The following is a 24,714-nucleotide window of genomic DNA, read 5'->3' as shown; positions in this document are numbered from 1 at the left end:
ACAGCGGCGCGCCACGCGTCGCACGCCCCGGCTCACCGGAGCGGTCCCGTAAAAGCGAAGGGAGGCAACCATGCGACACACCGTGATCGGATTATTCGACACCTATACCCAGGCCGAAGCCGCGCGCGACACGCTCGTGCAAACCGGCTTCGCCCGCACAGACATCGAACTGCAGGCCAATCCGGTCCCGCCGTCCGGGGCCGACATCGATCCAGCCGCGGATCCCGACGCCGGCCACGGTTTCATGGCCAACATCGAGCGGTTCCTCTCAAGCCTCTTCGCTTCGGGACCGCGCCCGGCGGACCCCGCAACGACCGCCCGTTACACCGATGCGGTACGTCGCGGCGCGGTGCTTGTCTGCGTAAACGCTGCAAGCGAGTCACATGCCGAACTCGCTGAACGCACGCTGGCGAAACTCGGCGCGATCGATATCGGCGAGCGTGCGCCCGCCTGGGATTCGCCGATGATGGATACGGCGGGGATGCGCGACCAGTCGATGCTCGACGAACTCGGCGTCGGGGCGGCAGGCGCGGTGCCGCCGCCGCTTTCGCCCGTGCCGCCGGTTTCGTCTGCGTCTGCGGACTATCCGGCCACGACGCGCCCCCTGCGTGAGCCCGTTCCGCAGGCGCCTGCGGCAGCCGAACGACCGATGCTGGATCCGCTCGGCCAGGCCGACCCGCTGGCCCGCCCGCGCGACGTCGAAGTGGAAACGGCGCGAAGGGAGTCGATGGAGCGCGCACGTGCAATGGAATCCCGCCCTGAGCCGCTACGTGGATCGCAAACGGCACGTGAACCGAGGCGCGACCCAACGCGGGAGATTGATCCGCCGCGCGTCGATCCGCTCCACCCGTTGGGCGGTGCCGACCCGTTACGCGTCGAAGCGCGCGACCACGCGCCGTTGAGCGGCACGCCTCCGAGCTATGACACGCCGGAGCCGTACGACGACGCGACGCGGGCAGTATCGACGGGTGCTGTGCCGGGGTCGGGCGCGTACATGGCGCCTGCCGCACCCTCTGTCGGGGCGGGCAGTATTGGTGCACCGGTGCCGGACGAGTTCCTCGAATATGAAGAGGACTTCCGCGGCCACTACGACGAACAGTACGCGGCCGAAGGCGCGCGCTACGAGGACTATTCAGGCGCCTATCACTACGGGGCGAAGATGGGTCAGGACGTCCGTTACCGGGACCGCCAGTGGGACGACATCGAACCCGAAGCCCGTCGCGACTGGGAAACGATGCCTCGCGGCGCTCAGGGCGATACGTGGGAACGCTTCAAGGCGGCTGTGCGTCACGGCTGGGATCGCGTGACGGGTCACCATCACGTCTAAACCTTGATGGCTTAAGTCTGCAGGTTATGTCCTGTGTGTAGTGGGACACGCGGCGCTCCATCCGGAAGCGCCGCTTTTTTTCGCTGCGCAGTCTCGCGGCGTGGCATGGATCCGTGAACTGGAACCTTAGCGCGTCCCACCGTGCGTTTTGACCCACGCGACGTACCGGTCGACAAACGACTGCAGGAATTTGCGGGTGTCGTCGTTGAGGATCTTGCCGTTTTCGTCGATCACGGCGGCGTTGTGCTTGATGAACATCTCGGGCTGGCCGAGCGTTGCGACATCGAGATAAGCGAGCACGTTGCGCAGATGCTGCTGCGCGAGCGCCGTGCCGGTCGCCCCTGGCGACGTGCCCGCGACGGCGCCCGGCTTGTTGCCCCAGGCACTGGTTCCCCACGGCCGTGAACCCCAGTCGAGCGCGTTTTTCAGGACGCCGGGCATCGACCGGTTGTACTCGGGCGTGATGAACAGCAAGCCGTCAGCCGCCTGGATCTTCTGTTTGAACTCGCGGGCTACCGGCGGGTAATCGGCGTCGTAATCCTGGCTGTACAAAGGCAATCCGCCGATGTCGACAAAGTCGAACGAAAAATCGGCCGGCGCAAGCGAGACCAGTGCTTTGGCGAGCTGTCTGTTCGTCGAATCCCGCCGCAAGCTGCCGACGATAACCGCGATGTGATAGGCCATGTTCATTTCCTCAGGTGGAGCGCACGATGCGCGAAAGGGTCTGAATGCTCAATCATAGAAGGTGAACGGGGTTGCCGCCGGCAGAAAGCCCGTGCCATGGCCTGCGGTGGATAACTCGCTGCGCATTCGAGATATCCACAGATTCGTTGAACAACCTTGTGGATAAGTGGGCGGCAAGCCTTGTCCATCAAGGAAAGTGCCCGGCATTTATTCCCGCCCGGAAAAATGCGGTAAAGATGAAACGCATTCCCGATGGGTTGGGCCATATAAAAGTGAACCCGGGCGGCCGCGAGGGCATCGAACCTTTGTGGTCCGTGATTTCTACATAAGGAGAGGGACATGACATCGAACTACGCAGGCAGGTCTCACGACGAAGCCGTTGCGGCGCGCAAACACAAGGAACAGAAAGCGCAGGAACAGGCAGGCGGCGACATGGCGGTCAAGGGCACGGAAGCCGATGCCCGGCATAGCAGCGGCGAACTCTCGGAGCGTGGCAAGGCGGTGTGGCGTCAGGGGAGCGGAATCGACGGGGGCGGCAAGCTATGACGCTTTCGTAAATCCCCGACGCGACGGGGGATGTGGCCCGAAAATCATTTGCAAGCCCGCTGTCATAAAGCTGCCCTTCACGCGACCAGAACGGGATGACCGGACCCGAGCCGCTGACCCGCGACTCGCCGAATCTCGTCCCGCCGCACGGAACCGTGCGGGAGAATGAACGGTGGGCGCGCCCGCTCCAGTCATCAAAGAATGCGGTGTGAGCGGAGCCGGAGTTCGCTTCGTGCGGTTATGCTGTCGGGCGGCTTCCCGAGCCTGTCCCGCAATTGAGCCCCCCGGGGACCCAACCGTCATCGCACACGTACACATGAACACGATTGATCTCGCCGGTCGCGACAACAGCCGTCATGCATTCACACCGACGTCCAGCCGACAACGATTGCGCTCGTGCCTCGCGCGCGCCAATGAGGCGCGCTCCGGCGCCGGGTGTGCGTGCACGCCCGTCCGGGTTCACGCGAGCGACGTTATTCGTCCGGAGCGCCACGTATGAGCGCCCCGACTCGCGCCGCTTTCGACGATCCGGTCCACCTGGCGCAACTGCGCCGCGACCTGCTGAGGTTCGCCCGACTGCAACTTCGCGATGCAGCGGCGGCGGAAGATGCCGTTCAGGAGGCGCTGGCCGCCGCCTGGACACAGGCCGACCGTTTCGAGGGCCAATCCGGCCACAAGACCTGGGTGTTTGGCATCCTGCGTCACAAGCTCGTCGACACGTTGCGCGCGCGGCACCGAACCGTGAACCTCTCGGCGCTGGAGTCCGAGCTCGACGACGAATCTGTGCTGGATCGGGAGCTGTTCAAGGAGAACGGACACTGGTCGGCGCAGGCCAAACCGCGACCGTGGCCGACGCCCGAAACCGCGTTACAGCAGCAGCAGTTCTGGGCGCTGTTCGAGATCTGCCTCGACCATTTGCCGGAGACCATCGGGCGCGTGTTCATGATGCGTGAGTTCCTTGAACTGGAGACGGCCGACATCTGCACCGAGCTTCAGATGACGGCAAATCACTGCAGCGTGCTCATCTACCGTGCGCGTCTGCGCTTGCGCACCTGCCTCAGCGAGAAAGGCTTTTCCAGCGAGGATGCCAATGGGCAAATGTAAGCACATCACGCGACTGCTGTCCGACGCGCTCGACCGCCCGCTGACAGCCGGCGAATGGATCGCCATTGGCGTGCATCTGCCGACCTGCAGCGGTTGCCGCAACTACCGGCGCCATATCGGCCTGTTACGCGCAGCGTCGCAGGAGATTAGCGGCACGGGCGGTAGCCGTGACGCCAGGGAGGAGCAATAGGCTTTTAGCTTCATCCGGCGCATTCGGGTCGAATTTTCGGCGGACTCGAAGGGATCGGAATCGGCTGGCAGCGCAATTGCGCTACGCGGTCCGACATTCGCCGCGCCGGTCAACGCTCCGACGGTGGCGTCGTGAGATAGCGGTCGAGATAACGCGCGTGCGATGCCTCGTCGACCTTCGCTTCGTGCCGCTCCGCGCGTGCTGGATGTTTTGCCAGCATCGCCTTCGGGCGATTCGGCCGCAGCTGAAAGTTGCCGCCGCAATTCGGACAGACGTTGCGTAGCACGCTCAACGCGCACACTTCGCAGAACGTACATTCGTACGTGCAGACCATCGCGTCGGTCGCGCCCGGCGGCAGCGACTTGCCGCAGCCTTCGCAAGAGGGTCGCAATTCCAGCATGGGAAGACTCCTGTGTTGAATGGAAAGGACGTGGCGCGTCTTTTTTGCAGTTCGCCGGGTTAGTTCGCTCGCGCATCGCATCTACACGCGGCAGGCATGATGCCTATAGAGCCAGTCTAGCGACGCAACGCGCCGCGCAGTTGCCACTCAGCAGGCAATTCCTGCCAACGCCAGCGTGGCCGCGTTTCCCGGCGTGTCACATCGCGGCTGGCGGCCGGCGTCTGTCGCGGAGGGACGCCATGCTACGGCGACGGGATCGGACTTCACGTCAGCACACCCCAAAGAACAAGCGTCAACGCGAGCCCGACCACCGAGACAATCGTTTGCAGGATCGACCAGACGAAGACCGTCTGCTTGAGTTGCAGCCCGAAGTACTCACGCACCATCCAGAAGCCCGCGTCGTTCACGTGGCAGAAGAAGACTGAGCCCGCGCCGATTGCGAGCGCCATCAATGAATTGTGCGTCGCGCTCAGGCCCGCGACGACGGGCGCGACGATGCCAGCGGTCGTGGTCGTGGCGACGGTGGCGGAACCGGTCGCCTGACGCAACGCGACGGCGATCAGCCAGGCAAGCAGGATGAGGGGCAGATGAGCGCCGACCGCGATCTTGCCGATGGTCATGCTGATGCCGGCAGCGACGAGGGTCTGCTTGAGGCCACCGCCCGCGCCGATGGTCAGAAGCAGCGCGGCAATCGGCGGCAGGCTCTTGCGGAGAATGCCGCCGACGCGCTCGCGGGGCATGCCGCGCGACCACCCGAGCGCGACGATTGCGAAGAGCACGGTCAGGCCCAGCGCCACGAGCGGTTCGCCGAGAAAGTTGAGTGCGTCGAAGAGAAACGTTTCTGGCGAGAGCCCCAGTTTTGCGACCGTACGGCCCAGCATCAGCACGACCGGCAGCAGGATCGTGATCAGCGAAATCGCAAAGCCAGGCGACTCCAGCGAACCGGCTTCGGCCGTGAACAACTTGCCCATTTCCGCGGGCTCGACGACGTTCATGCGCTTCGAAAGCCACATACCGTACAGCGGCCCGGCGAGAATCACAGCCGGAATGGCGACGATCAGACCGAGCCCGAGCGTGATGCCCAGATCGGCGTGGAGTGCACTGACGGCGATCAGTGGCCCCGGGTGCGGCGGCAGCAACGCATGCAGCGTCGTCATGCCCGCCAGCGCGGGAATCGCGATGCGCAGAATGGGTTGCTTCGAGCGGCGCGCCATGACGAAGATGATCGGCACCATCATCACGAGCCCGACTTCGAAGAAAAGCGGCAACCCGATGATGATGGCAACGAGCGCCATCATCCAGGGCAACAGGCGCGGCGTGGAGTGCTTGAGGATCGTTGAAACGAGCCGGTCAGCCGCGCCGGATTCAGCCATCAGCGCACCGAGCATCGCGCCGAGCGCGATGATGATACCGACGTCGCCCAGCAGCGCGCCCGCGCCCTTGCTGAACGCGCTCGCGACCGCTTCGAGCGGCAAACCTGCCGTGAAGCCCGCCGCGAACGTGCCGACCAGAATGGACAGAAACGGCGCGAGCTTGAGGGCACTGATAAAGACAATGATGATCGCGAGGCCCAGCACGCAGGAAAGAATCAGCTGGGTGTCGTGGGCGGCCCATGGCGCAAGAGTGGTGGCTGGATGCACGGTGTTTCCTGTATCGATCGAAGACGCGAGGTGAGAGGCACAGACGGATTGTAGCGGGCACTGAATAACACGACACCCTGGCCATCCGGACGATACCGGAGTGTCGCGGTCGTCTGCTCTAATCGTTGGCGCAGGCAGCCGGGTGATTTGCTTATGCGAATCCATCAGTTCGCATTTGGCGCGGCGCGTCTTATTGTTGGCCGCAACCGGTCCGTGTTGCGTCCGTCATAACGTCAGAAATCCTCTTATGTCACGAACTTTCATACCAACGCGCCGTGCATTCATTGTCGGCGCCGGCGCCGCGCTGGCCGCGTCCGCGCTGCCAGTGTTCGCGGCGCCGTCCGCGCGGGAACTGCGCATTGGCTATCAGAAGGCTGCGAGCACGCTGGTGCTGCTCAAGTCGAAGCAGACGCTTGAGAAACGCCTTGCACCGCTCGGCGTGTCCGTGAAATGGACTGAGTTTCCGGCGGGCCCGCAATTACTGGAAGGCCTGAACGTTGGCGCGATTGATTTTGGCTACGTCGGCGAAGCACCGCCCGTGATTGCGCAAGCCGCGGGGGCAAATTTCGTCTACACCGCCTACGAGGTGCCGACACCGCACGCCGAAGGTATTCTCGTTCACCGGGACGCGCCGATCCGCACGCTTGCCGATTTGAAGGGCAAGAAGATTGCGTTGAACAAAGGTTCCGATGTGCACTGGTTTCTGGTCGCAGCGCTTCAGAAGGCGGGCGTCGGCTACACCGACATACAACCGGTGTTTCTGCCGCCGGCCGACGCGCGCGCCGCGTTCGAGCGCGGCGCAATCGATGCCTGGGCGATCTGGGATCCCTTTCTGGAAGCTGCAAAACAGCAACCCAATGCACGGCTGCTTGCGGACGCGAGCGGCATTGTGAATCACCATCAATTCTTCCTGAGCGCGCGCCCCTTCGCACGCGACAACGGCGATGTGCTCTCCGTCGTAATCGACGAAGTCGGCAAGGAAGGCGCCTGGGTACGCGGTCACTATTCAGACGCGGCGGCCCAGCTCGCGCCCATTCAGGGCCTCGACGCAAATGTGATCGAAGCGGGCCTTCGACACTACGAGCACATCTACAAACCCGTTGACGCCGCCGTACTTGCTTCGCAACAGCGAATTGCGGATACGTTCGCTGAACTGCACATCATTCCGACAAAAATCGTGACTCAGGATGCGGTGCTTGTCGCCAAGGGATAATCGCGGCGCAACGCTTTTCCTTTAACCCGACCAGATTTTTTTGCGGCGACGGTCGATCAATCCGCGTTGACGAACAACGCGGAAATATTCTCGGGCGGTCGGCCAATGACCGCCCGTCCATTTCGCACGACGATCGGACGTTGCAACAGGATTGGGTTTGCTTCGATTGCTTCGTATAACTGATCATCTGTCAAGTCAGACGCAGCGAGGCCCAACGCGGCGTATTCTTTTTCCGAATCGCGCATCATCTCGCGCACGGAACACCCCAGCATGCGATTGAGCTCTCTCAGCAGGGCAACCGAGGGCGGGGTCTTCAGATATTCGACGATTTCCACCGGCTCGTTCTTCGGGTTGAAACTGCCTGCGACGAGGTCGCAAGCACCTCTCGATTTCGAGCAGCGCGGGTTGTGATAGATCGTGATCATGGTTCGAGGTGTACGCCTGTTGTTGAGCAACCGGAAGTGTACCGACTTGGCCTGATTCCGGTTGCCGCCGGTCTTGCACGACAGGCAGATGGATCGGTGTTCGACTGCAACTGAGACCGGGGCTTGCATCCTGGTCTGGCATTTCGACGAGGGCGCGTGTTCCTTATGAACTACTGGGCGAACTCCGGCTGTTGGTCATTTGTGGGCTATCTCGCCAAGGCGCTAAAGAACGCGTGATCGCAAGCTATGGCCTGATGTTGACATGCTCGGTGAAGGCGGCGTGTTCCGTACCGAGTAGGGGTTGCAATGTCGATTGAGCGGGTAGTGCTCCCCAGGCAACATGCGTCCCGCGTCTCGTTCGTCACCTCGCTCGGGATTCGCGTACATCGCAGGAACGGTTGAGGACTTACCTGGCGTCCCTGCATTCTGGCAGTTTGCGGAAACCTGCTTCGACGGGAAGAGACGTGTGCGATTGGTGGGCGCCTCCGCGCGCATAACGCAACCTGCCTGATTTCCGCCTGTCCCAATCGTGTTGGCCGATGACGATTCACCACCTGCTGGTTTATGCGCATAAAGGCACCCCGATGAGAAGGCAGGTGTAAGTAACGATTGCCCATCGAGAGCGTGCAACGCGGTTCGCAGAGAGCGCCCGCATGCAGATACACAACACGCTCTTGAAGTCCCGAGCAGCGTGGACCCAATACGAACGGTCCACCGCGCCGCGGCCAAATCTCAATCTCCCACCGACAAGACCTCGACGGGCCAGACCAACAGACGCCCTTCGAACCGCATGACCCGTTTATGCGCATAAACCTTAGCCGAATGGCTAAATCGTCGCGTCTAAACGACGAAAAACATTGAAATCGAAATTCATCACGGTAAAATCCATCAGCGTCTAAAAATGAGGTGAAGAATTGGCAGCTGAAATCATCGCGGTCACGCAGCAAAAAGGCGGAGTCGGAAAGAGCACTATCGCCATGCATCTTGGCGCTGCCTTCCACGAAAAAGGTAAGCGCGTCCTCGTTGTAGACGCCGATGGTCAGAACACCCTCGTTCACTGGGCAAGCGCATCGTCTGATGGAGAATCGGGAATCCCTTTTCCCGTCGTCAATCTCTCCGAGGCGGGCGGCCAGATCCATCGCGAGATCAAGAAGTTCGTCGGCGATTACGACATCATTGTTGTGGACTGTCCGCCGTCCATTACCGAAAAAGTCTCTGGCGTCGTTCTGCTTGCCGCGACTGTCGCTGTTATTCCTACCTCATCGTCGCCGGCCGATTATTGGTCGAGTGTCGGTCTTGTCAAACTCATTCAGCAGGCTCAGGTCATGAATGAGGACCTTCGCGCGGTCTTCCTGCTCAACAAGACGGAAGAGAAGCGCATGCTGACCCGCGAACTTAAACGCGCTCTCGAAGAACTCGGGTTTCCATTGCTCAAAACCCAGATTCCCACGCGAGAAGCCTACAAGCAGGCCATGGCACTTGGACAGACCGTTCTGCAGATGAACGACCGCGGCGCCAAACTCGCCAGCTTTGAAATACGGGCGTGTGCGAACGAGATCGCCGCCTTGCTTCCCTGAATTTATGCGCATAAAGGACCCTGAATGAAACCCTCTCAATTCGCTAAAGGCTTCCAGGCGCGTCCTGATACGACCAGCAGTGAAAAGCGCACCGCGCTTGACCGGCTCAATGCGATCGATGGCCTTGTTCAACGTAACGACGCGAAATCAACGGATGTACCTGGACGCTCGAGTCAGCCCGATCTCACGGTCGTCTCCACGTCCGAAGAGCCTGCACTGCCACAGGCTGCAAGTGAATCCGCTGAGTACCACGCCTGGCGCGTCGAGCACGGATATCGTCCCGGCCAGGTCATTGAACTTGGGCTGAAGACCATCAAGCCGAGTCCATTCAATCCGCGTCATTTCTATTTGAAGTCATCGATTGCCGAGCTCGCGGTCAATCTGGCGAAGCAAGGACAGCAACAGGCGATCCATGTGATCCCTGACTATGAGAATCCCGGCAGCTATTTCGTCAGCGACGGTGGCCGCCGCGTCCGGGCATTGAAAGAGGCGAACAAGGACTCCGTCAAGGCGATCGTCATCGATCTTCCGATCGGTATCCAGAGCTACAAGCTGGGTTACGACCTGAACGTTCAACGCGATTCGCAGACCGTCTTTGATAACGCGGTCGTCTGGAAGCGTTTTCTGGACGACAAACATTTTCAAAGCCAGAAAGAACTTGCCGAACATCTCGGTCTTGATGAGTCGACCGTCGCAGTTGCACTGTCGATCGCGAAGCTACCCGAAGCCGTCATGCATGAGATGGTCGCCCGTCCAGACCGCTTTGGTTCGAACATGGCGTATCAGGTCGGCCGCTACCACAGCGCGCGCGGCGCCGACGCCACATTGCGGCTGATCAACAAGATTCTCTCGGATGATCTGAGTACGCGGCAGGTGGCAGATATCGTCAAAGGTCGGGCAACCGCGCAGGAAAGCGCGAAGCCCGCCGGGCGTCAGCGCTACGCGCAGCGACTCGATATCAAACTCGATGGAATGACGGTTGGAGACCTGAAGTCATACGGCGACGACCGCCTGGAACTCAGGTTGCGCGGATTGACCCGTGAAAAGCGCGACGATATCCTGAAGCAGATCGAACAGATGTTGCTGCCAAAACAGGCCTGAATCGCGCTGAGGCTGCCTGCTACCACCGCAGGCAGCCCATCGACTATCGACTGCAGGCACTATCGTCGCCAAAGGAAACGATCAGGCAGCGCGGGACTGGCTCAGCGTGAAGGCGAGCAGATCGCCATCAGTCGGATCGCCCCACGTCTTGCGAGCCAGCCAGTCAAAGAACGCCGTCTCGGCGAGCTTTGAATCCAGACCGCGGCGGCGCCAGTCGTCACGCATATGCGCGCCCAGCGACGGCAATTCGTCTTCCTCAAACGACTGTCGCGCCAGGTCCCGTTCCGACTCACCTTGCTCGTCATACAGCGCGCGCGCTTCCTTGCGACGATAGGCTGAATACTCGCCGAGCAGACGCGCCTTCAGGTCGTCCGCGGGCACGGCCGCTGCGATGCCCTTCACGCCATCCGCCAATGGCAGTGCTTCGACTGGCGGAGCGTAGCCTTTCTTCAAAGCATCCTTGAAGAGCGCTGGGGCACTGCGCACTGGCGGCAACGTGGTGCTGCGCATGCGCTGCTCGGTCATCTGCAACGCCGCGCGAATCCGGTTCTCCTCGCTGTCGGCGTAAAGCGTTTGCGCTTCCTTCAGCGGAATGCCGATCTTCACCATCCGGTCGACAAGCGTACTGTCGAAGACATTCGGATGTTCATCGAGCGCGAGCATCGGCTGCTTGCGTTCCGTCACCCGAAACTGGATTTCCGCGACCCGCCGGCCTTCGCGATGCTCGATCAACTCGACGAAGATGTTCGTGACGGCATTCACTTCGGCAATTGCCGGACGCAGATAATCCCGCTTGAAGTATTTGTATTCGCGCTTCGCCTCGTCACCGGCTTCCGTGTCCGGGGTGCCGGAGAGAATCGGCCGCCACCACTCCCATGCCTCCCGCATCGTCAGATGGCTTGGGTTCGTCAGATAGCGTACGCAGATTTCATAGAGCGCAAGACCCGCGCTGCTGCGCAGCTGGCTCTGGAACTGCAGGCTCAATCGCGCGTACTGGACCGGATCAAGCAGTTTCTTTTTGATTTTCGGTGCAAACGAGAATTCGACCCACACGCGCCGCGTGGCCGGATCCTCGAGAATTTCAGCGTCGGCGATCAGCGTGGAAATGCCCCACTTACGGCCCGGCTTCTGGCTCGACGTCCCGGTGCTCCACTCCACCTGCACTGACACCATCCGCCGCAAGTGCTCCTTCACGAGCGCCGTATCGTTCGAATCGAACGCGGAATTCGCGACGATGTCGGACAATAACGCGCGATAGGTATCGCCGGATTCATCGGCCTGCTGAGCCACCGCTAGCAGCACATTGAACAGTTTCCGGGTAAGGAGTGTGATCTTGCCGCTCTTGGGCTGAATGGCAATGGCCTCAACGGCCTTGCGCAATTCGGCGGAGCTTGGGCTCACCACATCAGTCTTCTTCGCGCGCTTCGTGGCCATGCGTCGGATCGAGGAGGGATTTGGCGAAAGGATACCGACTGCGGTGAAGCACGTCTATAGCGCGCATCTCACCATTGTCGGTGAAGGGTGTTTACGAACCGCACCTCACCTCGAAGCGCTCCCGTAAGTCCTCACCAACGCGCAATTGCCCCTTGGGCGGTAACCGTTGCCTGTCGCCGGATCCGGAAAAGCACCCCATTTTGGGCCTGCCATCGACCGTAATTTCAACTCCCGTATTGGCTCACCGGCTAATGTCGTCGTAATTTTGCGACTTTGCAGTGACAACGTATCGCTGACGTCGAATTTCGCGTTTCGCATCGCAAAACGCTGCCGCCGCATCTACACATCGTCTGTTCTCACGGCCGGTGCGCAAAATTGTCAGCCCTTTTTACGATAAAAAACGCGTTACCCTCCTCGAATCCAGCCAATCCAGTCGACCGATGCAGGAAAGGTCCCGAAAACACTCACCTTTAATGCCCGCGCGGCCCCCGTTTCTCGGGGATTTCCGGACGGCTGGCAGTCCAGATCGCCGTTCTGGCTCCCGAAAATACTCACCGAATCCCCTGAAACCAACTCCGGCGCTATAGGCCTCCCGATGTCCCGAAAAGTCTCACCTTTCGCTAACCATTGAAAAATACCCAATCATTACGGGTACTTACCCGTGATTTATGAACCGGTATCCAGGCTCACAACCACTCCCGAAAACTCTCACCTAAGACACCGCTCGAGTCGCCAGTATCCAGGAAAGCAGAAAATCATCCGGCTCCTGCATTTCCTCACCTTTCCATTCTGGATCACTGGAAAGGCATGCTCACCAAGCAACGCCAGAGCGGTCTTTGCGGTAAGTAACTGCAAACTCGCTCCCGAAAATACTCACCCGATCGGGAATTCGCCCTCAATCTGGCTCCCGAAAAACCTCACCGGAGTCTTCCGTTCCGATGCAATCGTCAGATTCGTACCGTTTCCCTGTCACCCTCCCGAATTTCCTCACCTTTACCCGTTCGGATCGGGTTTCCCACCGAAATTCACGTCCCGATTCATCCCAAGCTTCCCGTCCCCCTCCCGTAAAGACTCACCACAACGCTTCCGGACGCCCAAAACCGGGCATTTCGGCCGCCGAGCCCTGAAAACCCTCACCTTCGCGTGCCGTTCTGTCCCGTTATGCCTCACCACTCGACTTTTTCGGCTCGAAAATCGGGCAAAACAGGGCGTCGACGCGTGTCCCGCAGCTCCTCACCCCTACTTTTCCACTTTCAGCAGATGTTATTCAGGTCCTTACAGGCGCTCCGGCCGGTCAGCTCCCGAGGAATCTCACCTATCGGAATGACCCACCTTGCTTGCTGCTCCCGAAGCCGCTCACTCACTGTCCTGAACCCTCTCACCCCTCTCCCTGAACCCCATCACCGCGGCATCCCGGGATTGCTCACCAAGTGTCCCGTAAAGCTTCACCTCACCGCCCGCAAAGCCTTACCAGGTAAGGCTTTGCCATGGCGTTAACGTTTTTAACCTAGGTTCAAGGGTGTTTACTTCTAATACTCTCAACGAGAACCTGCGGTGCCTCCGGAAAAATTTCCGGACGTCAAAACCGCGCCCACCATTGCGCTTCGTGAAACAGTCCCGACTTTTCCAAAAAGGGCAGAATTTCCTTTATTTACAGACGCTTATTGGCTATTCTTCGATTTGTTTCACGGAAAATCGCCCACATGGAGCCTCACACGCGATAAAGACACGACTTGATGCTCCGTTTACTCACGACACCAGTCGAGAACATAAATTCGTATTGTTTACTACGTAAATTGTTATGATTCGCTGGATCGCAGCTCCATCGAGGCATGAATGAATTCAGATGAAGAACGTCTGGCGATTCGCCAGGAACTCGAGCAGATGCGCGCAAACGGCGCACGCCGTCAGGAACTGTCGCTTCACGCATGCAAGCGGCTTTTTTTTGACCTGGGTATCCGTCCTTCGATGGCGACGGTGCGTGAGCTGACCCAGACCGGCAGCGCAAGCGATATTCCTAAAGACATCGACAGTTTCTGGGAGCGGATTCGGGGTGCATCGAAGGTACGCGTCGGCGCGGGTGCAATACCGAAGGCGCTCGAAGATCGTGCCGGTGAACTGTTAGGTGAGCTGTTCCAGGCGGCAATGACCCACGCGCGCTCGACGCTTGATGAAGATCGCGCGGCGATGCAACGTCAGGTCGAAGCTGCGGAACAGAAAACTCGCGAGGCGGAAATACGGCTTGAGGCGTCGGAAGAAGCGATCGAACGTGCAGAAATTCGCGCTGACGCCGCGTGGAACCGCATCCGTGAACTGGAAACGGAGCTTGCCGCTGCGAATTCTCACGGATCCGCGCATCAGGAAAGTCTGCAGGCTATGGTCCGACGTCTCGAAGCCGAAACCGAAGCACTTCGCAAGCGCCTCGATACTGAACAGGCGACCAATGCCGGGTTGCGCGATCGCATCGATGCGTTACACGCGGACATGCGTCAGAGCACGGAGCATTATGCGCAGCAGATCAAGGACGCGGTCGCGGAAGCGGAGCGTCGGGTGAAGCCGATGCTGGTCGAGCTCGATTCGTTGCGCACTATGGCGGCGGCGTACCAGTCCGGCGTGCGTGATGCGAGCCGCAAGGAATTCGACTTTATTCAGCAGATTGCTTCATCGAAAGCACGGGGCGACCGTCTGGACGCGCAGGTGCGCGAGCAATCCGACGAAATCGATGCATTGAGCAAAGAAGTGGCAACCTTGCGTTCGCAGGAAGGTATCGATCCCGCCATCGCCGATTTGCTCTGCGCGCTGGCCGGCGCCGGCCGCCTGACATCCGACGAACTACGCGCGATCGGCACCCTCGCAGACACTCAGGTGGCCCTTCCGCTTCATTGCCCGAAATGCGGCGACGGGGAGCCGGAGTTGTCGCAGGTCGATCGCCGTTTTGAGTTGCAGTGTCCGGAATGTGAGCATTCGTCGGGCATGGGCGATTCCAGACTCCAGGCGGTGGCCCGCTTTCTGTCGATAGAGACCGTTTCCGCTCCGGCCACGAACTGAATGTTGGGTGCGACAGAAAACGTCAACGCGCTATCCATCGGGTTGGAACCCGCCTGCGATAGCGGTGAGCTGTTTCGGGAGCCGGCAGGTGAGGGTTTTCCGGGGCCGGGAATGGGTATGTGCCCGGCCCGGCGGGCGAGACGGCTAGATCGGACGTGCCGATGAGGCCGGATCCGGAACATCGTATGCATCCGTGTCCTGCTGGTTCATCCAGTCTCGCCACGCACGATGCAGTCGGTTCGAAGAGACAGGTTGCATGAATCCGAGCCACTGACCCACGAGTTCCGGTTCAACCCCAGCTTCGAACAGATCGGCAGCAAAGGTATTGCGCAACGTATGCGGGCTGGCGCGTGCCGCGCGGGCGTTCGAAATGCCCGCGGCTTCAATCAACGCGTCGACCGATCGCAACATGGTGGCCTTATGCATTGGCCGTCCCGAAGGCGAAGCGGGAAAAACAAGATTGCCGGCCAGTTCAGACAGATGCCGCTCGGCAAGCCACGCATCCATGACAGCGACGGCGAACGGCGAAAGCCGGGTGCGCCGCGTGAAGGTGGGATTCGCCGCCTCCACCAGAACCCACTGTGAACCAGGATTTACGCAACTAATGGTGAGCGTTCGCGCTTCGCCGGTCTTGATTCCTCCGCCCAGAAACACCGCGATCAATGCGCGGTCGCGACGCTCGCGCCATCGCGCGGCAACTGAAAGATCAGCGAGTGGCGAGAATAGATGCGCAACCAGAAGAGACCGCTCGACCGAAGTGAGAAATCCGGTCGGCTCATTGTCCCGCGCGTTCCGCCACGCTGCGTCTCCATCCTGAGCAATGAAGCGCGCAGGATTGGTCGAAGCGAGTTCGATTTCACGGACGTGATCGAGCACGCGCTCGATCAGCCTCAAATAGCGGACACGCTGCGGTTTGCGTATGTCGAGGCCTGCGACGAAATCGGCGATCGTTTGCATATCGACGGTCGTCAAACTTTTGCGGCGAACCTGCAGCCAGTCGAGAAATAATCCCCACTGCGCTCGATACACTTCGGCCGATGAGCGCCGGAACTGTTGACCCGCTAGCCAGGTGTCGAACGCAATGCGAGGATCGCGTCGCCAGTCTTCGCGCTGCTGGTCGAACAGGTCGGTGCCTGCCGGTTGCCGTTGCGTTTGCGACGAGGGTGGTGAAGTGGCCATGACTGAATATCTGTTAGTTGCGTGAAGTGTAGGTTATTCAGTCATCGGTTTCCATTCCAGGCGCTGTTCCCCAATGCAACGAAAACGGACGGCTTTCGCCGGCTAACCGCCCCAGGCGCGCGGGCGAATCACCGCCGCTCTCCTGCCTGCGGATTGCATCGCAGCGGCATGCGCCTCTTCATAAGCGTTGACCGCAAACGCGAACACCGCCGGCAATGCGTTCGATGTTCCGAAATCCACGGTTTCGTCAGTTTCTGGATAAGGCAGGTTGTCGGGACGCTGAAACAGGAGGAGCAGAAACGCGTCGTGACGGCTCGCAAAGCCGAGGTCGGCGAGCGCCTCCGCTTCGATTGCGTGCAGTAGACGCCAGGTCAGTGGCACCTGCTGGGTGATGTATCGCGCCGCGATGTGGCGCACGATGTGTTCCAGATCGCGCGCGGCCGCCTGGAAGCGCAACGAGGCAAGGTCATGGTCGTTTGGGTGATTCATCTTCGGCTCCGGTCAATCCACCAGTACTGTACAAATATACAGTAGTTGGCGCAACCTCGGCCATCCGGCCGAGGCGCCGGATTGTTGCCACTGCGCTATCGTGAGGACGTTGTCCGAGCGCGGAGGCTTACCCGTGAATCACTACCAGCAACGCTTTGGCTTCGCCTTTTCCCGCGTTGCGGATCGCGTGCGGTTCGTCGGCGATATAGCGCGCCGTATCGGCGGCCTTCAGCTTGCGGCTCGTGCCGGCCGCCTCGATTTCAATGGTGCCGTTCAGCACCGTCAGGTGCTCGCGCGTGCCGGGCTCGTGAGCATTCGACACGAGTGCGCCGCCAGGTTGCAGCGTCAGTTCGTACCACTCGAACTTGCCCGCGAGATCGATCGGCCCCCACACCCGCAACTGGTAGCGACTATCGTGACCGCTCAACGTGGGAATGTCATGGGGCCCGGATACGGCGATGGCTTCTGGCGGCTTCTGTTGGGCGAACAACGAATCGAGGCTGACGCCAAGGGCATTCGTGAGACGCCACGCGACCGCAATGGTCGGATTCGCCTTGTCCCGTTCGATTTCCGAGAGCATCGATTTCGAAACGCCCGCCGCGCGCGAGAGATCGTCGAGCGTCATGCGCCGTTCGCTTCGCAGGCGCTGGATCTGCTCGCCCACGCGTGGCGGCGCTGCAACTATCGCGGCAGTCTGCACACCGGTCGTGGGAGCGGATGTCGTCGAAGTGCGACGCGTTGCGGAACTTGCCATCGTTTGGCCTATCGTTTAAAGTTGTTCGACATACCGAACATAGGTTCGAAAAATCGAATTAATCCGGTAAAGCTGACAGCCGACTATAACAGGCTGCCGGTCCGCGAGCTAATGCCACGGCGTGATCCGCCGGGCCATCCTGGAGCCTGATTCATGCGTGAACCCTTTCTTGCCCATCTGCGCAGCACGGTTGAGCAGATTCGCAGCGACGGCTTTTACAAGACCGAGCGCGTGATCGCCAGTCCGCAGTCCGCCGACGTCCGCCTGGAAGGCGGCGCCGAAGTGCTGAACTTCTGCGCCAACAACTACCTGGGCCTCGCGAACGATCCGCGGCTCGTGGCCGCCGCAAAAAGCGGACTCGACCGCGATGGATTTGGCATGGCCTCGGTCCGTTTCATCTGCGGCACGCAGACCGTGCACAAGGATCTGGAGCGCGAGATCGCCCGATTCCTGCAGACGGACGACTGCATTCTGTACTCCAGCTGCTTCGATGCGAACGGCGGTCTGTTCGAAACGCTGCTCGACGAATCCGACGCGATCATCAGCGATGAACTGAATCACGCCAGCATCATTGACGGCGTGCGTCTGTCGAAGGCAAAGCGTTTCCGCTACCGCAACAATGATCTCGCCGATCTCGAAGCGAAGTTGCGGGAAGCCGACGCCGCGGGCGCGCGATTCAAGCTGATCGCCACCGACGGCGTGTTTTCGATGGACGGCATCATCGCCGACCTCGCGGGCATCTGCGATCTGGCGGATCAGTACGGTGCACTCGTGATGGTGGACGATTCGCACGCGGTCGGTTTCATCGGCGAAAACGGCCGTGGCACGCCGGAACATTGCGGCGTGCTCTCGCGCGTCGACATCATCACCGGAACCCTCGGCAAGGCGCTCGGTGGTGCATCGGGTGGCTATGTGGCCGCGCGCAGGGAAGTCATCGAGCTGCTGCGGCAGCGCTCGCGTCCGTACCTGTTTTCCAACACGTTGACCCCCAGCATCGCCGCGGCTTCCCTAAAGGTGCTCGACCTGCTTGCCAGCGAAGAAGGCGCGAAGCTGCGCGAACAGGTCCGTGCAAACGGCGCGCATTTTCGCCGCGCCATGAGCGCGCTCGGTTTCACGCTCGTCCCGGGCGAGCATCCGATTATCCCGGTGATGCTCGGCGACGCGCAGCTTGCGTCACGCATGGCCGACGCGCTGCTGCACGAAGGTGTCTATGTCATCGGCTTCTCGTTTCCAGTCGTGCCAAAGGGCCGCGCGCGTATCCGCACGCAGATGAGCGCGGCGCACACGCCGGCGCAGATCGATCGCGCCGTCGATGCATTCGCGCGCGTCGGCAAAGCCCTTGGCGTGATCTGAACGGAGCCCGTCACATGAAAGCACTTGCGAAACTCGAACGCGCGCCCGGCCTCACACTCACGCGCGTGAAAAAACCTGAAGTCGGTCACAACGACGTGATGATCCGCATCACGCGCACCGCGATCTGCGGCACGGACATTCACATCTGGAAATGGGATGACTGGGCGCAGAAGACGATTCCCGTGCCGATGCACGTCGGACATGAATACGTCGGCGAAATCGTCGAGATGGGGCAGGAAGTGCGCGGCTTTGCCATTGGCGACCGTGTTTCCGGCGAAGGCCATATTACGTGCGGCTTATGTCGCAACTGCCGTGCGGGCCGCCGTCATCTGTGTCGCAATACGGTCGGCGTCGGCGTGAATCGCGAGGGTGCGTTCGCCGAGTATCTCGTCATTCCGGCGTTCAACGCGTTCAAGATCCCGCCGGAAATCTCCGATGATCTCGCCGCGATCTTCGATCCGTTCGGCAACGCAACGCACACGGCGCTTTCGTTCAACCTGGTTGGCGAGGACGTGCTGATCACCGGGGCGGGGCCGATTGGCATCATGGCGGTCGCGATTGCGAAACATGTCGGCGCGCGCAATGTCGTGATTACCGACATCAACGACTATCGCCTCGAGCTTGCGCGAAAAATGGGTGCGACGCGAGCGGTCAATGTTTCAAACAAATCGCTGCGCGACGTCATGGATGAGCTTCGCATGACCGAAGGTTTCGACGTTGGGCTCGAAATGTCGGGTGTGCCGAGCGCGTTCACCAGCATGCTCGAAGCGATGAACCACGGCGGCAAGATTGCGCTCCTCGGTATCCCGCCGGCGCAAACCGCAATCGACTGGACCCAGGTCATTTTCAAGGGTCTTGAGATCAAGGGTATCTATGGTCGCGAGATGTTCGAGACCTGGTACAAGATGGTGGCGATGCTGCAAAGCGGGCTGGATCTGTCGCCGATCCTCACGCATCGTTTTCCGGTCGACGACTACGAACGCGCCTTCGCGACGATGCTCTCCGGCGAAAGCGGCAAGGTCATCCTGGACTGGACGGCCGCGTGAGCCTTTGAGCCGTTGTCGGCTCACGTAGCGCTGGATGTGCATCCAGCGCTACGCATGTTCCTTACACGCGCCTGGGCCTGCACGCCAGGATAAACGTAAGGTCCAAACCCGCAAAACCGGTCAGGCTCAACCCCCCGCAGGCGGCTTCACGAACTCCGCCTGGATTCGCACATGCACGTCATCGCCCACGGCCGGGTACCACGTCGACAGTCCAAATTTCGAACGGCTGAAGCGGCCTTCCGCTGAAAATCCGAGCGTGTCCTGCTTCGTCAGCGGGTCGGGTGCGAAGCCGTTGAACGTCACATCGAGCGTGACCGGTTGTGTGGCGCCGTGAATCGTCAGATCGCCGGTGAGCGTTCCGCGTGAATCGCCGGTGCGCTCAAAGCGCGTGCTCACGAAACGGATTTCCGGGTAGCGCGCAACATCCAGCATCTGGTCACTCTTTACCATCCTGTCGAGAATCGGCACGTTCGTGTCGAGGCTCGACGCATCGATCGAAACCGTCACCGCGCTTTTATCCAGCCCGCCAGGGTTCCAGTCGAGCTGTGCGGTTTTTCGATCGAATCGCATCGTAAAGCGCGAATACTTGAAGTGATCGATATCGAACGTGATGCTGCAATGGTTCGGATCGAGCGTGTACCGTCCGACAGGCACGCGCGTCTCCGTCGTGCTGACCGTGTGCGTCACCACCTGAAGTGGCGTGCAGGCCGCTGCCGTAGCAAGCGCCGTGAGCAGGAACGCGCGCGTAAGTGCTGCGCGTAGCGTGAATGTCCGCATGTCGTCGATCCGTAGTTCGAAGAGCATCACCATAACGCAAGCGCGGAGCGCCAGCCAGGTTCCATCGACGGCGGGCGGCCCTATCGAAAACTTGACAATGGAGAACGATCGTTCTACCTTTCGTTCATGACGATTTTCCATGCTCCCTCTGACACGCCGTCGGCGACGGGCGCGCGTGAGCGGCTGCTCGACGCGGCCGAAGCGCTGATCTACGCCGGCGGCATCCATGCAACCGGCGTGGACGCCATCGTTCGGCAGTCCGGCACGGCGCGTAAAAGCTTCTATACGCATTTCGGCTCGAAGGACGCGCTCGTGGCCGCCGCGCTTGAAAGGCGCGACGCACGCTGGATGAACTGGTTTGCGGACGGCACGCTCGCGAGAGGGGCAACACCGCGCGAACGGCTTCTCGGCATGTTCGACGTGTTGCGGGAATGGTTCTCGTCGGACGATTTCCATGGTTGTGCGTTTCTCAACGCCGCCGGGGAAATCGAGGCAGCCGATGATCCGATCCGTGTTGTCGCGCGGGACCACAAGGTGCGGCTGCTGCACTTCGTGCGCGAAGTGTGCGACGACTACGTCGAATCGCCCGGCCCGGACGTCACCGCGAATAGTCAGATCAAACACAAAGATCAGCGCGCCGCACGCGCCGCGCAACTATCGCGGCAATGGCTGATCCTGATTGACGGCGCCATTGGCGTGGCGCTTGTCAGCGGCGATGCCGACGCCGCGCTCGATGCGCGCGCTGCAGGCGAGCAGTTGCTCGAGGCAGATATTGCAGTCTCTCGCCCGTCGGTCCGACGGGTATCTACCCGACGTCAGGAGAAGTCATGACCGAACCAGTCGAAAGCCGTCCGCCCTTTCCGCCTTTCACGCGCGAAACGGCGATCCAGAAAGTACGCGGTGCAGAAGATGGCTGGAACACGCGCGACCCCGAGCGCGTGTCGCTTGCATATACGCCGCAAAGCGTCTGGCGCAATCGCGCGGAGTTTGTCACAGGCCGCGCGGAAATCGTCGGCCTGCTGCGCCGCAAATGGGCGAAGGAACTGGATTACCGGCTTATCAAGGAACTGTGGGCATTCACCGATAACCGGATCGCGGTCCGCTTTGCCTACGAATGGCACGATGATTCGAACAACTGGTTCCGCTCGTACGGCAATGAAAACTGGGAGTTCGATGCGAACGGCCTGATGGCCTATCGCCACGCAAGCATCAACGACCTGCCGATCCGTGAGGCGGACCGTCTGTATCGCTGGCCGCTCGGCCGTCGTCCGGACGATCATCCCGGGCTGTCCGATCTGGGTCTGTAAGCGCCAGCGCACGCCGCGCTTTTCACCGAATCGCCATCGGTTCTCCGTTAATGTTCTGTCCGGGCGGGCACGCCGCATGTCGCGTGCCCGCCTTTCCGAGCGTGCCCACCATTTCGCGCAGTCCGCGTTGAGGTACAGTGCGCGACGGTGGTGAAACAAAAACTGGACAAGAACATGGATCACGTCGGCGTCCGACCGACGACGGAGAGGACATGCGTTTCTGGCGCACGAAAAACAAAATGGCATGCCTGGCGCTGGCCGCCGCGGCGGGCCTGAGCGCGACGACCGCGGCGCAGGCAGCCGACTGGTGCAAGGGCGGCGTCTGGGCCGACGTGATGATCGGGTCGTATCACATCGACCCGGACCCGGACGAGCACTTCCGGCAGTTCAATCCTGGCCTTGGCGTCGAGTGCTGGCTGAACAACGAATGGGCGCTGACCGCCGGCGGCTTTCGCAACTCGCTGTCGCGTCCGTCGTGGTATGGCGGCGGCGTCTGGTCGCCCGACTTCACGCATTGGGGTTTCGTGCGGCTCTCCGTGATCGGCGGCATTATCTCCGGCTATAACTACGGCAACTGGGGTCTCGGCCACGATCACACAATCGGACCCGTGGTCGCGCCAATCCTGATGTTCGAATACAAGCGTGTCGGGGCGAACGTGATTCTGATTCCACCGATTCCTTCGGACAACCTTCCGTTCACGTTGGGCTTTCAGCTGAAGGTGAAGTTCTAACGCGATTGCGTCGCTGCAATGGTGAGGAATTCCAGGAGATGTCGTTAGAGGTGAGACAATTCGGGAGTTGCGAACTGACGCCTTCAGGTGAGCGTTTCCAGGATGGTGAGGATATCCAGGAGATGCGCGCCACATCGAATGGCGAAGGGTCGCCAGCCTCAATCAGCGATTGAACGGAGCCGGTCAATGTCATACGCGTACAAGGTCGTGAACTCACCGGTCGGGAAACTCAAGCTCGTCGCGAAAGGGACCAGCCTTGTCGCCATCCTGTGGGAAAACGACCGGCCCAATCGCGTGCGGCTCAGCGAAATGGTCGAGGTCGAGCATGATGCGGTACTCGACGAAACAGAGCGGCAACTCAAGGAGTACTTCGACGGCAGGCGCACGCGCTTCGATCTCCAGCTCGATTTTGCCGGCACCGTATTCCAGAAGCAGGTCTGGGCCGCGTTGCTGACGATCCCGTTTGGCGAGACGCGCAGCTATCTGGACATCGCGACGCAGATCGGCAACCCGAAGGCGGTTCGTGCTGTCGGCGCGGCCAACGGCAGAAACCCTGTTTCGATCATCGCGCCATGCCATCGCGTGATTGGCTCGTCGGGCGATCTGACCGGCTTCGCAGGCGGACTGAAGGCGAAGGAAACACTGCTGGCGATCGAAGCGGCAAACAGTCCGACATCGACGAACGGGACCGCATCGCAGGCGGTGCAGCAATCGCTGTTCGAAAGCACGCGTTGAGCCTGCGGGCTTTCTACCGGGACGCGACGCGTGTCGCCTTCACTCGTTGTCGACATGCCCCGGCTCCCGCCGGCTGGGCAATTGACGCGTAGCGCAGCGTGCGTCAGGCCTTCGGCACGAGCGCATCGACGAGCGCTGAGGTCGTCTGTTTCAGCGATTTCGTTTCGCCATAGACACGCTCCATCACGGCGATACCACGTGTCATCGTGACCACGATCTTTGCCGCCTGCGCCGCGGGAATCGCGAGCCGCTTCTTCGCATCAGCTGTTTCCAGCGCGCTGAGAATCGTGGCTTCCAGCTGATCGATCATCTTTTGCAGCGCCTCACGCAGACGCGGCGATTCCGGATCGATTTCGATCGCGGTCTTCGTCGACAGACACCCGCGCGAAGGCGTGCCCTGTGCAATCGAGGCGATCGCAAAGGTAAAGAACGCGAGCAACGATTCACGCACGTCAGGCTTGTTCAGCGCCTGCTGGGCACCTGCGATAAACCGTTCGGTGTATCGCTCGAACACCCGCATGAAAATCTCTTCCTTGTCGCCGTACGCGTTGTAAAGCGAGCCGCGTTGCACGCCCGTGGCCTCGGCCAGATCAACCATCGAGGTCGCGCGGAAACCCTTGCGCCAGAAAACGTCCAGCGCCTCTGCAAATGCGCTGTCTTCGTCGAATTGTCGAACGCCTGCCATACCTGCCCCAATTCATAAAACTGCAATGTTTCTATTTTGACATCGCTGGCAAGAATGTGCAAAAGCGTCGCTCGATGCGGATGCCTGGAAAGGTGAGGATGTTCGGGAGCAGACATCGTGTCTCCCTTGTGGGGTCTGCCGGACGGGCGATACACCTCGCATGCACCGCGATGAGGCGTCCACGCTCTGTCTGTCGCTCGCCGCCATGGTTCGCGCGTTTTAATTAAATGCGGGGCCAAAAGATTCACAACAATTAATCCCATTCATCACGCGAGGCCGACTACGATCAACGCATGGCTTCCTGCGCGTGTGCGGCGGGAAGCCTTCTTGCGTGGTTCCCCTTTTTGTCGTTTCCAGAAATAGCCAGACGCACGGCGGCGTTGTGATGATGGCCGCCATCGTTGTCCCTGCCGTTCCTGCTCATGCCGCATGCATGAGCGCGGCGCGTCTGGCCCGCCACCCCCGTATGAGGTGACCGATGAACGTACAGGATTTCCCGTCCCAGAATGATTCCCGCACGCGCACCAGCCCATGCCGCGCGATGCCCGCCGGCGCGTGGGTGCGTGACCCATGGGTACAGACGCTGTCGCTCCTCGACGCGCTGTGCGCGGCGCCTGTGGACGAAAGCGTGCCGGAGCGCCGTACGCGCCAGCCGGACGGCGGCTACCGCGCGCGCGCGGCACGGCGCGAACAGACTTCGTGCCGCGATGCTGTCCCGCCCGTAATTACGGTGCTGGAACGCCTTTCGACGACGACGGTCGTACTGTGCTGGCGCTCGACGACATGCCACTATGGCGACCAGGTCTGGGTTCAGGGCGTTGCGCGAAACTCAGGCCAGTGCGCGATTAGCGGCGTGCCGATACGTCGCGGCGATGCGGTGTATCGTCCTAGAAATCGCGGTCGACGCGTGCCAGTCAACGTCAGCGCGATGATCCGCGCGTCGGCGTTTGCATGAATCGGGCGCCGCTG

The 24,714-nt window shown here is 60.8% G+C and carries 24 protein-coding genes and 2 pseudogenes; 16 read left to right on the top strand and 10 right to left on the bottom strand.

Annotated features, from left to right (window positions below):
- The first annotated feature begins 70 nt into the window (after positions 1-70).
- The gene (locus LPA36_RS26180; RefSeq protein WP_228883130.1) at positions 71-1,327 is read left to right on the top strand and encodes a hypothetical protein; all 1,257 of its coding nucleotides are present in this window, start codon (positions 71-73) and stop codon (positions 1,325-1,327) included.
- A gap of 126 nt (positions 1,328-1,453) precedes the next feature.
- Here the strand turns inward: LPA36_RS26180 and LPA36_RS26175 are convergent, their stop codons facing one another.
- On the bottom strand, positions 1,454-2,011 hold the full coding sequence (locus LPA36_RS26175; protein WP_228883127.1) for an NADPH-dependent FMN reductase: 558 nt from the start codon (positions 2,009-2,011) through the stop codon (positions 1,454-1,456).
- 339 nt (positions 2,012-2,350) lie between these two features.
- Here LPA36_RS26175 and LPA36_RS26170 point away from each other — a divergent pair, with 339 nt between their 5' ends.
- The 3 genes from LPA36_RS26170 to LPA36_RS26160 all read left to right on the top strand — a co-directional run bounded on the left by LPA36_RS26170 (position 2,351) and on the right by LPA36_RS26160 (position 3,851).
- Positions 2,351-2,557 (top strand): hypothetical protein, encoded by a 207-nt coding sequence (locus tag LPA36_RS26170; protein WP_228883125.1) that lies wholly within the window; start codon positions 2,351-2,353, stop codon positions 2,555-2,557.
- A gap of 495 nt (positions 2,558-3,052) precedes the next feature.
- Entirely contained in the window at positions 3,053-3,661 is a 609-nt protein-coding gene (locus tag LPA36_RS26165) for an RNA polymerase factor sigma-70 (protein WP_228883124.1), read from the top strand.
- On the top strand, positions 3,642-3,851 hold the full coding sequence (locus LPA36_RS26160; protein WP_228883122.1) for a zf-HC2 domain-containing protein: 210 nt from the start codon (positions 3,642-3,644) through the stop codon (positions 3,849-3,851). The genes LPA36_RS26165 and LPA36_RS26160 overlap by 20 nt, the downstream gene beginning before the upstream one ends.
- 109 nt (positions 3,852-3,960) lie before the next feature.
- On the opposite strand, the gene LPA36_RS26155 is transcribed toward LPA36_RS26160, so the two are convergent.
- A complete protein-coding gene (locus LPA36_RS26155; protein ID WP_228883117.1) occupies positions 3,961-4,251 on the bottom strand; it encodes a DUF1272 domain-containing protein in 291 nt (96 codons plus the stop codon).
- A gap of 263 nt (positions 4,252-4,514) precedes the next feature.
- On the bottom strand, positions 4,515-5,891 hold the full coding sequence (locus LPA36_RS26150) for a GntT/GntP/DsdX family permease (protein ID WP_228883115.1): 1,377 nt from the start codon (positions 5,889-5,891) through the stop codon (positions 4,515-4,517).
- Between the two features lie 247 nt (positions 5,892-6,138).
- On the opposite strand from LPA36_RS26150, the gene LPA36_RS26145 reads away from it, so the two are divergent.
- Positions 6,139-7,104 carry a sulfonate ABC transporter substrate-binding protein gene (locus LPA36_RS26145; protein ID WP_228883113.1) on the top strand — a complete coding sequence of 322 codons (966 nt, stop codon included), beginning with the start codon at positions 6,139-6,141 and terminating at the stop codon, positions 7,102-7,104.
- Positions 7,105-7,160: 56 nt separating this feature from the next.
- Here LPA36_RS26145 and arsC read toward each other — a convergent pair whose 3' ends face one another.
- The gene (gene arsC / locus LPA36_RS26140) at positions 7,161-7,529 is read right to left on the bottom strand and encodes an arsenate reductase (glutaredoxin) (protein ID WP_228883111.1); all 369 of its coding nucleotides are present in this window, start codon (positions 7,527-7,529) and stop codon (positions 7,161-7,163) included.
- Positions 7,530-8,443: 914 nt separating this feature from the next.
- On the opposite strand from arsC, the gene parA reads away from it, so the two are divergent.
- The 3 genes and pseudogenes from parA to LPA36_RS26130 all read left to right on the top strand — a co-directional run.
- Positions 8,444-9,106, top strand: a complete 663-nt coding sequence (gene parA / locus LPA36_RS26135) for a ParA family partition ATPase (RefSeq protein WP_228883103.1) — start codon at positions 8,444-8,446, stop codon at positions 9,104-9,106.
- A gap of 24 nt (positions 9,107-9,130) precedes the next feature.
- Positions 9,131-9,242 (top strand): annotated as a pseudogene (locus LPA36_RS29620) (ParB/RepB/Spo0J family partition protein); the annotation flags it as partial.
- An 89-nt stretch (positions 9,243-9,331) separates the two neighbouring features.
- Positions 9,332-10,207 (top strand): annotated as a pseudogene (locus tag LPA36_RS26130) (ParB/RepB/Spo0J family partition protein); the annotation flags it as partial.
- Between the two features lie 81 nt (positions 10,208-10,288).
- Here LPA36_RS26130 and LPA36_RS26125 read toward each other — a convergent pair.
- On the bottom strand, positions 10,289-11,641 hold the full coding sequence (locus tag LPA36_RS26125; protein ID WP_228883099.1) for a replication initiation protein: 1,353 nt from the start codon (positions 11,639-11,641) through the stop codon (positions 10,289-10,291).
- A 1,836-nt stretch (positions 11,642-13,477) separates the two neighbouring features.
- Between LPA36_RS26125 and LPA36_RS26120 the strand changes: the two genes are divergently transcribed.
- Positions 13,478-14,689 carry a DNA-binding protein gene (locus LPA36_RS26120; protein ID WP_228883097.1) on the top strand — a complete coding sequence of 404 codons (1,212 nt, stop codon included), beginning with the start codon at positions 13,478-13,480 and terminating at the stop codon, positions 14,687-14,689.
- Between the two features lie 144 nt (positions 14,690-14,833).
- On the opposite strand, the gene LPA36_RS26115 is transcribed toward LPA36_RS26120, so the two are convergent.
- The 3 genes from LPA36_RS26115 to LPA36_RS26105 form a co-directional block, all read right to left on the bottom strand.
- Positions 14,834-15,868 carry a tyrosine-type recombinase/integrase gene (locus tag LPA36_RS26115; protein ID WP_228883095.1) on the bottom strand — a complete coding sequence of 345 codons (1,035 nt, stop codon included), beginning with the start codon at positions 15,866-15,868 and terminating at the stop codon, positions 14,834-14,836.
- Between the two features lie 102 nt (positions 15,869-15,970).
- Positions 15,971-16,357: a DUF2471 family protein gene (locus tag LPA36_RS26110; protein WP_228883093.1), complete on the bottom strand. Its 387-nt coding sequence runs from the start codon at positions 16,355-16,357 to the stop codon at positions 15,971-15,973.
- A 127-nt stretch (positions 16,358-16,484) separates the two neighbouring features.
- Positions 16,485-17,111 carry a helix-turn-helix domain-containing protein gene (locus LPA36_RS26105; RefSeq protein ID WP_228883091.1) on the bottom strand — a complete coding sequence of 209 codons (627 nt, stop codon included), beginning with the start codon at positions 17,109-17,111 and terminating at the stop codon, positions 16,485-16,487.
- Positions 17,112-17,264: 153 nt separating this feature from the next.
- Between LPA36_RS26105 and LPA36_RS26100 the strand changes: the two genes are divergently transcribed.
- Positions 17,265-18,464 (top strand): glycine C-acetyltransferase, encoded by a 1,200-nt coding sequence (locus tag LPA36_RS26100; protein ID WP_228883089.1) that lies wholly within the window; start codon positions 17,265-17,267, stop codon positions 18,462-18,464.
- A 14-nt stretch (positions 18,465-18,478) separates the two neighbouring features.
- Positions 18,479-19,510, top strand: a complete 1,032-nt coding sequence (gene tdh / locus LPA36_RS26095) for an L-threonine 3-dehydrogenase (protein WP_228883087.1) — start codon at positions 18,479-18,481, stop codon at positions 19,508-19,510.
- A gap of 126 nt (positions 19,511-19,636) precedes the next feature.
- Here tdh and LPA36_RS26090 read toward each other — a convergent pair whose 3' ends face one another.
- Complete coding sequence (locus LPA36_RS26090; RefSeq protein WP_228883085.1) at positions 19,637-20,287, bottom strand: YceI family protein; 651 nt, start codon at positions 20,285-20,287, stop codon at positions 19,637-19,639.
- Positions 20,288-20,413: 126 nt separating this feature from the next.
- Here LPA36_RS26090 and LPA36_RS26085 point away from each other — a divergent pair, with 126 nt between their 5' ends.
- The 4 genes from LPA36_RS26085 to LPA36_RS26070 all read left to right on the top strand — a co-directional run bounded on the left by LPA36_RS26085 (position 20,414) and on the right by LPA36_RS26070 (position 23,060).
- Entirely contained in the window at positions 20,414-21,118 is a 705-nt protein-coding gene (locus LPA36_RS26085; RefSeq protein WP_228883083.1) for a TetR/AcrR family transcriptional regulator, read from the top strand.
- On the top strand, positions 21,115-21,594 hold the full coding sequence (locus LPA36_RS26080) for a nuclear transport factor 2 family protein (protein ID WP_228883081.1): 480 nt from the start codon (positions 21,115-21,117) through the stop codon (positions 21,592-21,594). Before LPA36_RS26085 ends, LPA36_RS26080 begins: the two co-directional genes overlap by 4 nt.
- A gap of 212 nt (positions 21,595-21,806) precedes the next feature.
- Positions 21,807-22,325: a hypothetical protein gene (locus tag LPA36_RS26075; RefSeq protein WP_228883079.1), complete on the top strand. Its 519-nt coding sequence runs from the start codon at positions 21,807-21,809 to the stop codon at positions 22,323-22,325.
- Positions 22,326-22,511: 186 nt separating this feature from the next.
- Positions 22,512-23,060, top strand: a complete 549-nt coding sequence (locus LPA36_RS26070; protein ID WP_228883077.1) for a methylated-DNA--[protein]-cysteine S-methyltransferase — start codon at positions 22,512-22,514, stop codon at positions 23,058-23,060.
- 103 nt (positions 23,061-23,163) lie between these two features.
- Here the strand turns inward: LPA36_RS26070 and LPA36_RS26065 are convergent, their stop codons facing one another.
- Entirely contained in the window at positions 23,164-23,745 is a 582-nt protein-coding gene (locus LPA36_RS26065; protein WP_228883071.1) for a TetR/AcrR family transcriptional regulator, read from the bottom strand.
- A 478-nt stretch (positions 23,746-24,223) separates the two neighbouring features.
- On the opposite strand from LPA36_RS26065, the gene LPA36_RS26060 reads away from it, so the two are divergent.
- Positions 24,224-24,700 carry a DUF3331 domain-containing protein gene (locus LPA36_RS26060; RefSeq protein ID WP_228883068.1) on the top strand — a complete coding sequence of 159 codons (477 nt, stop codon included), beginning with the start codon at positions 24,224-24,226 and terminating at the stop codon, positions 24,698-24,700.
- Positions 24,701-24,714 lie beyond the last annotated feature (14 nt).

Origin of the sequence: Paraburkholderia saeva (assembly GCF_907164555.1) — a bacterium.
GTDB lineage: Bacteria > Pseudomonadota > Gammaproteobacteria > Burkholderiales > Burkholderiaceae > Paraburkholderia > Paraburkholderia saeva.
The sequence above is the reverse complement of the archived record's forward strand: the minus strand, read 5'-3'. Positions and strand labels throughout refer to the sequence as shown.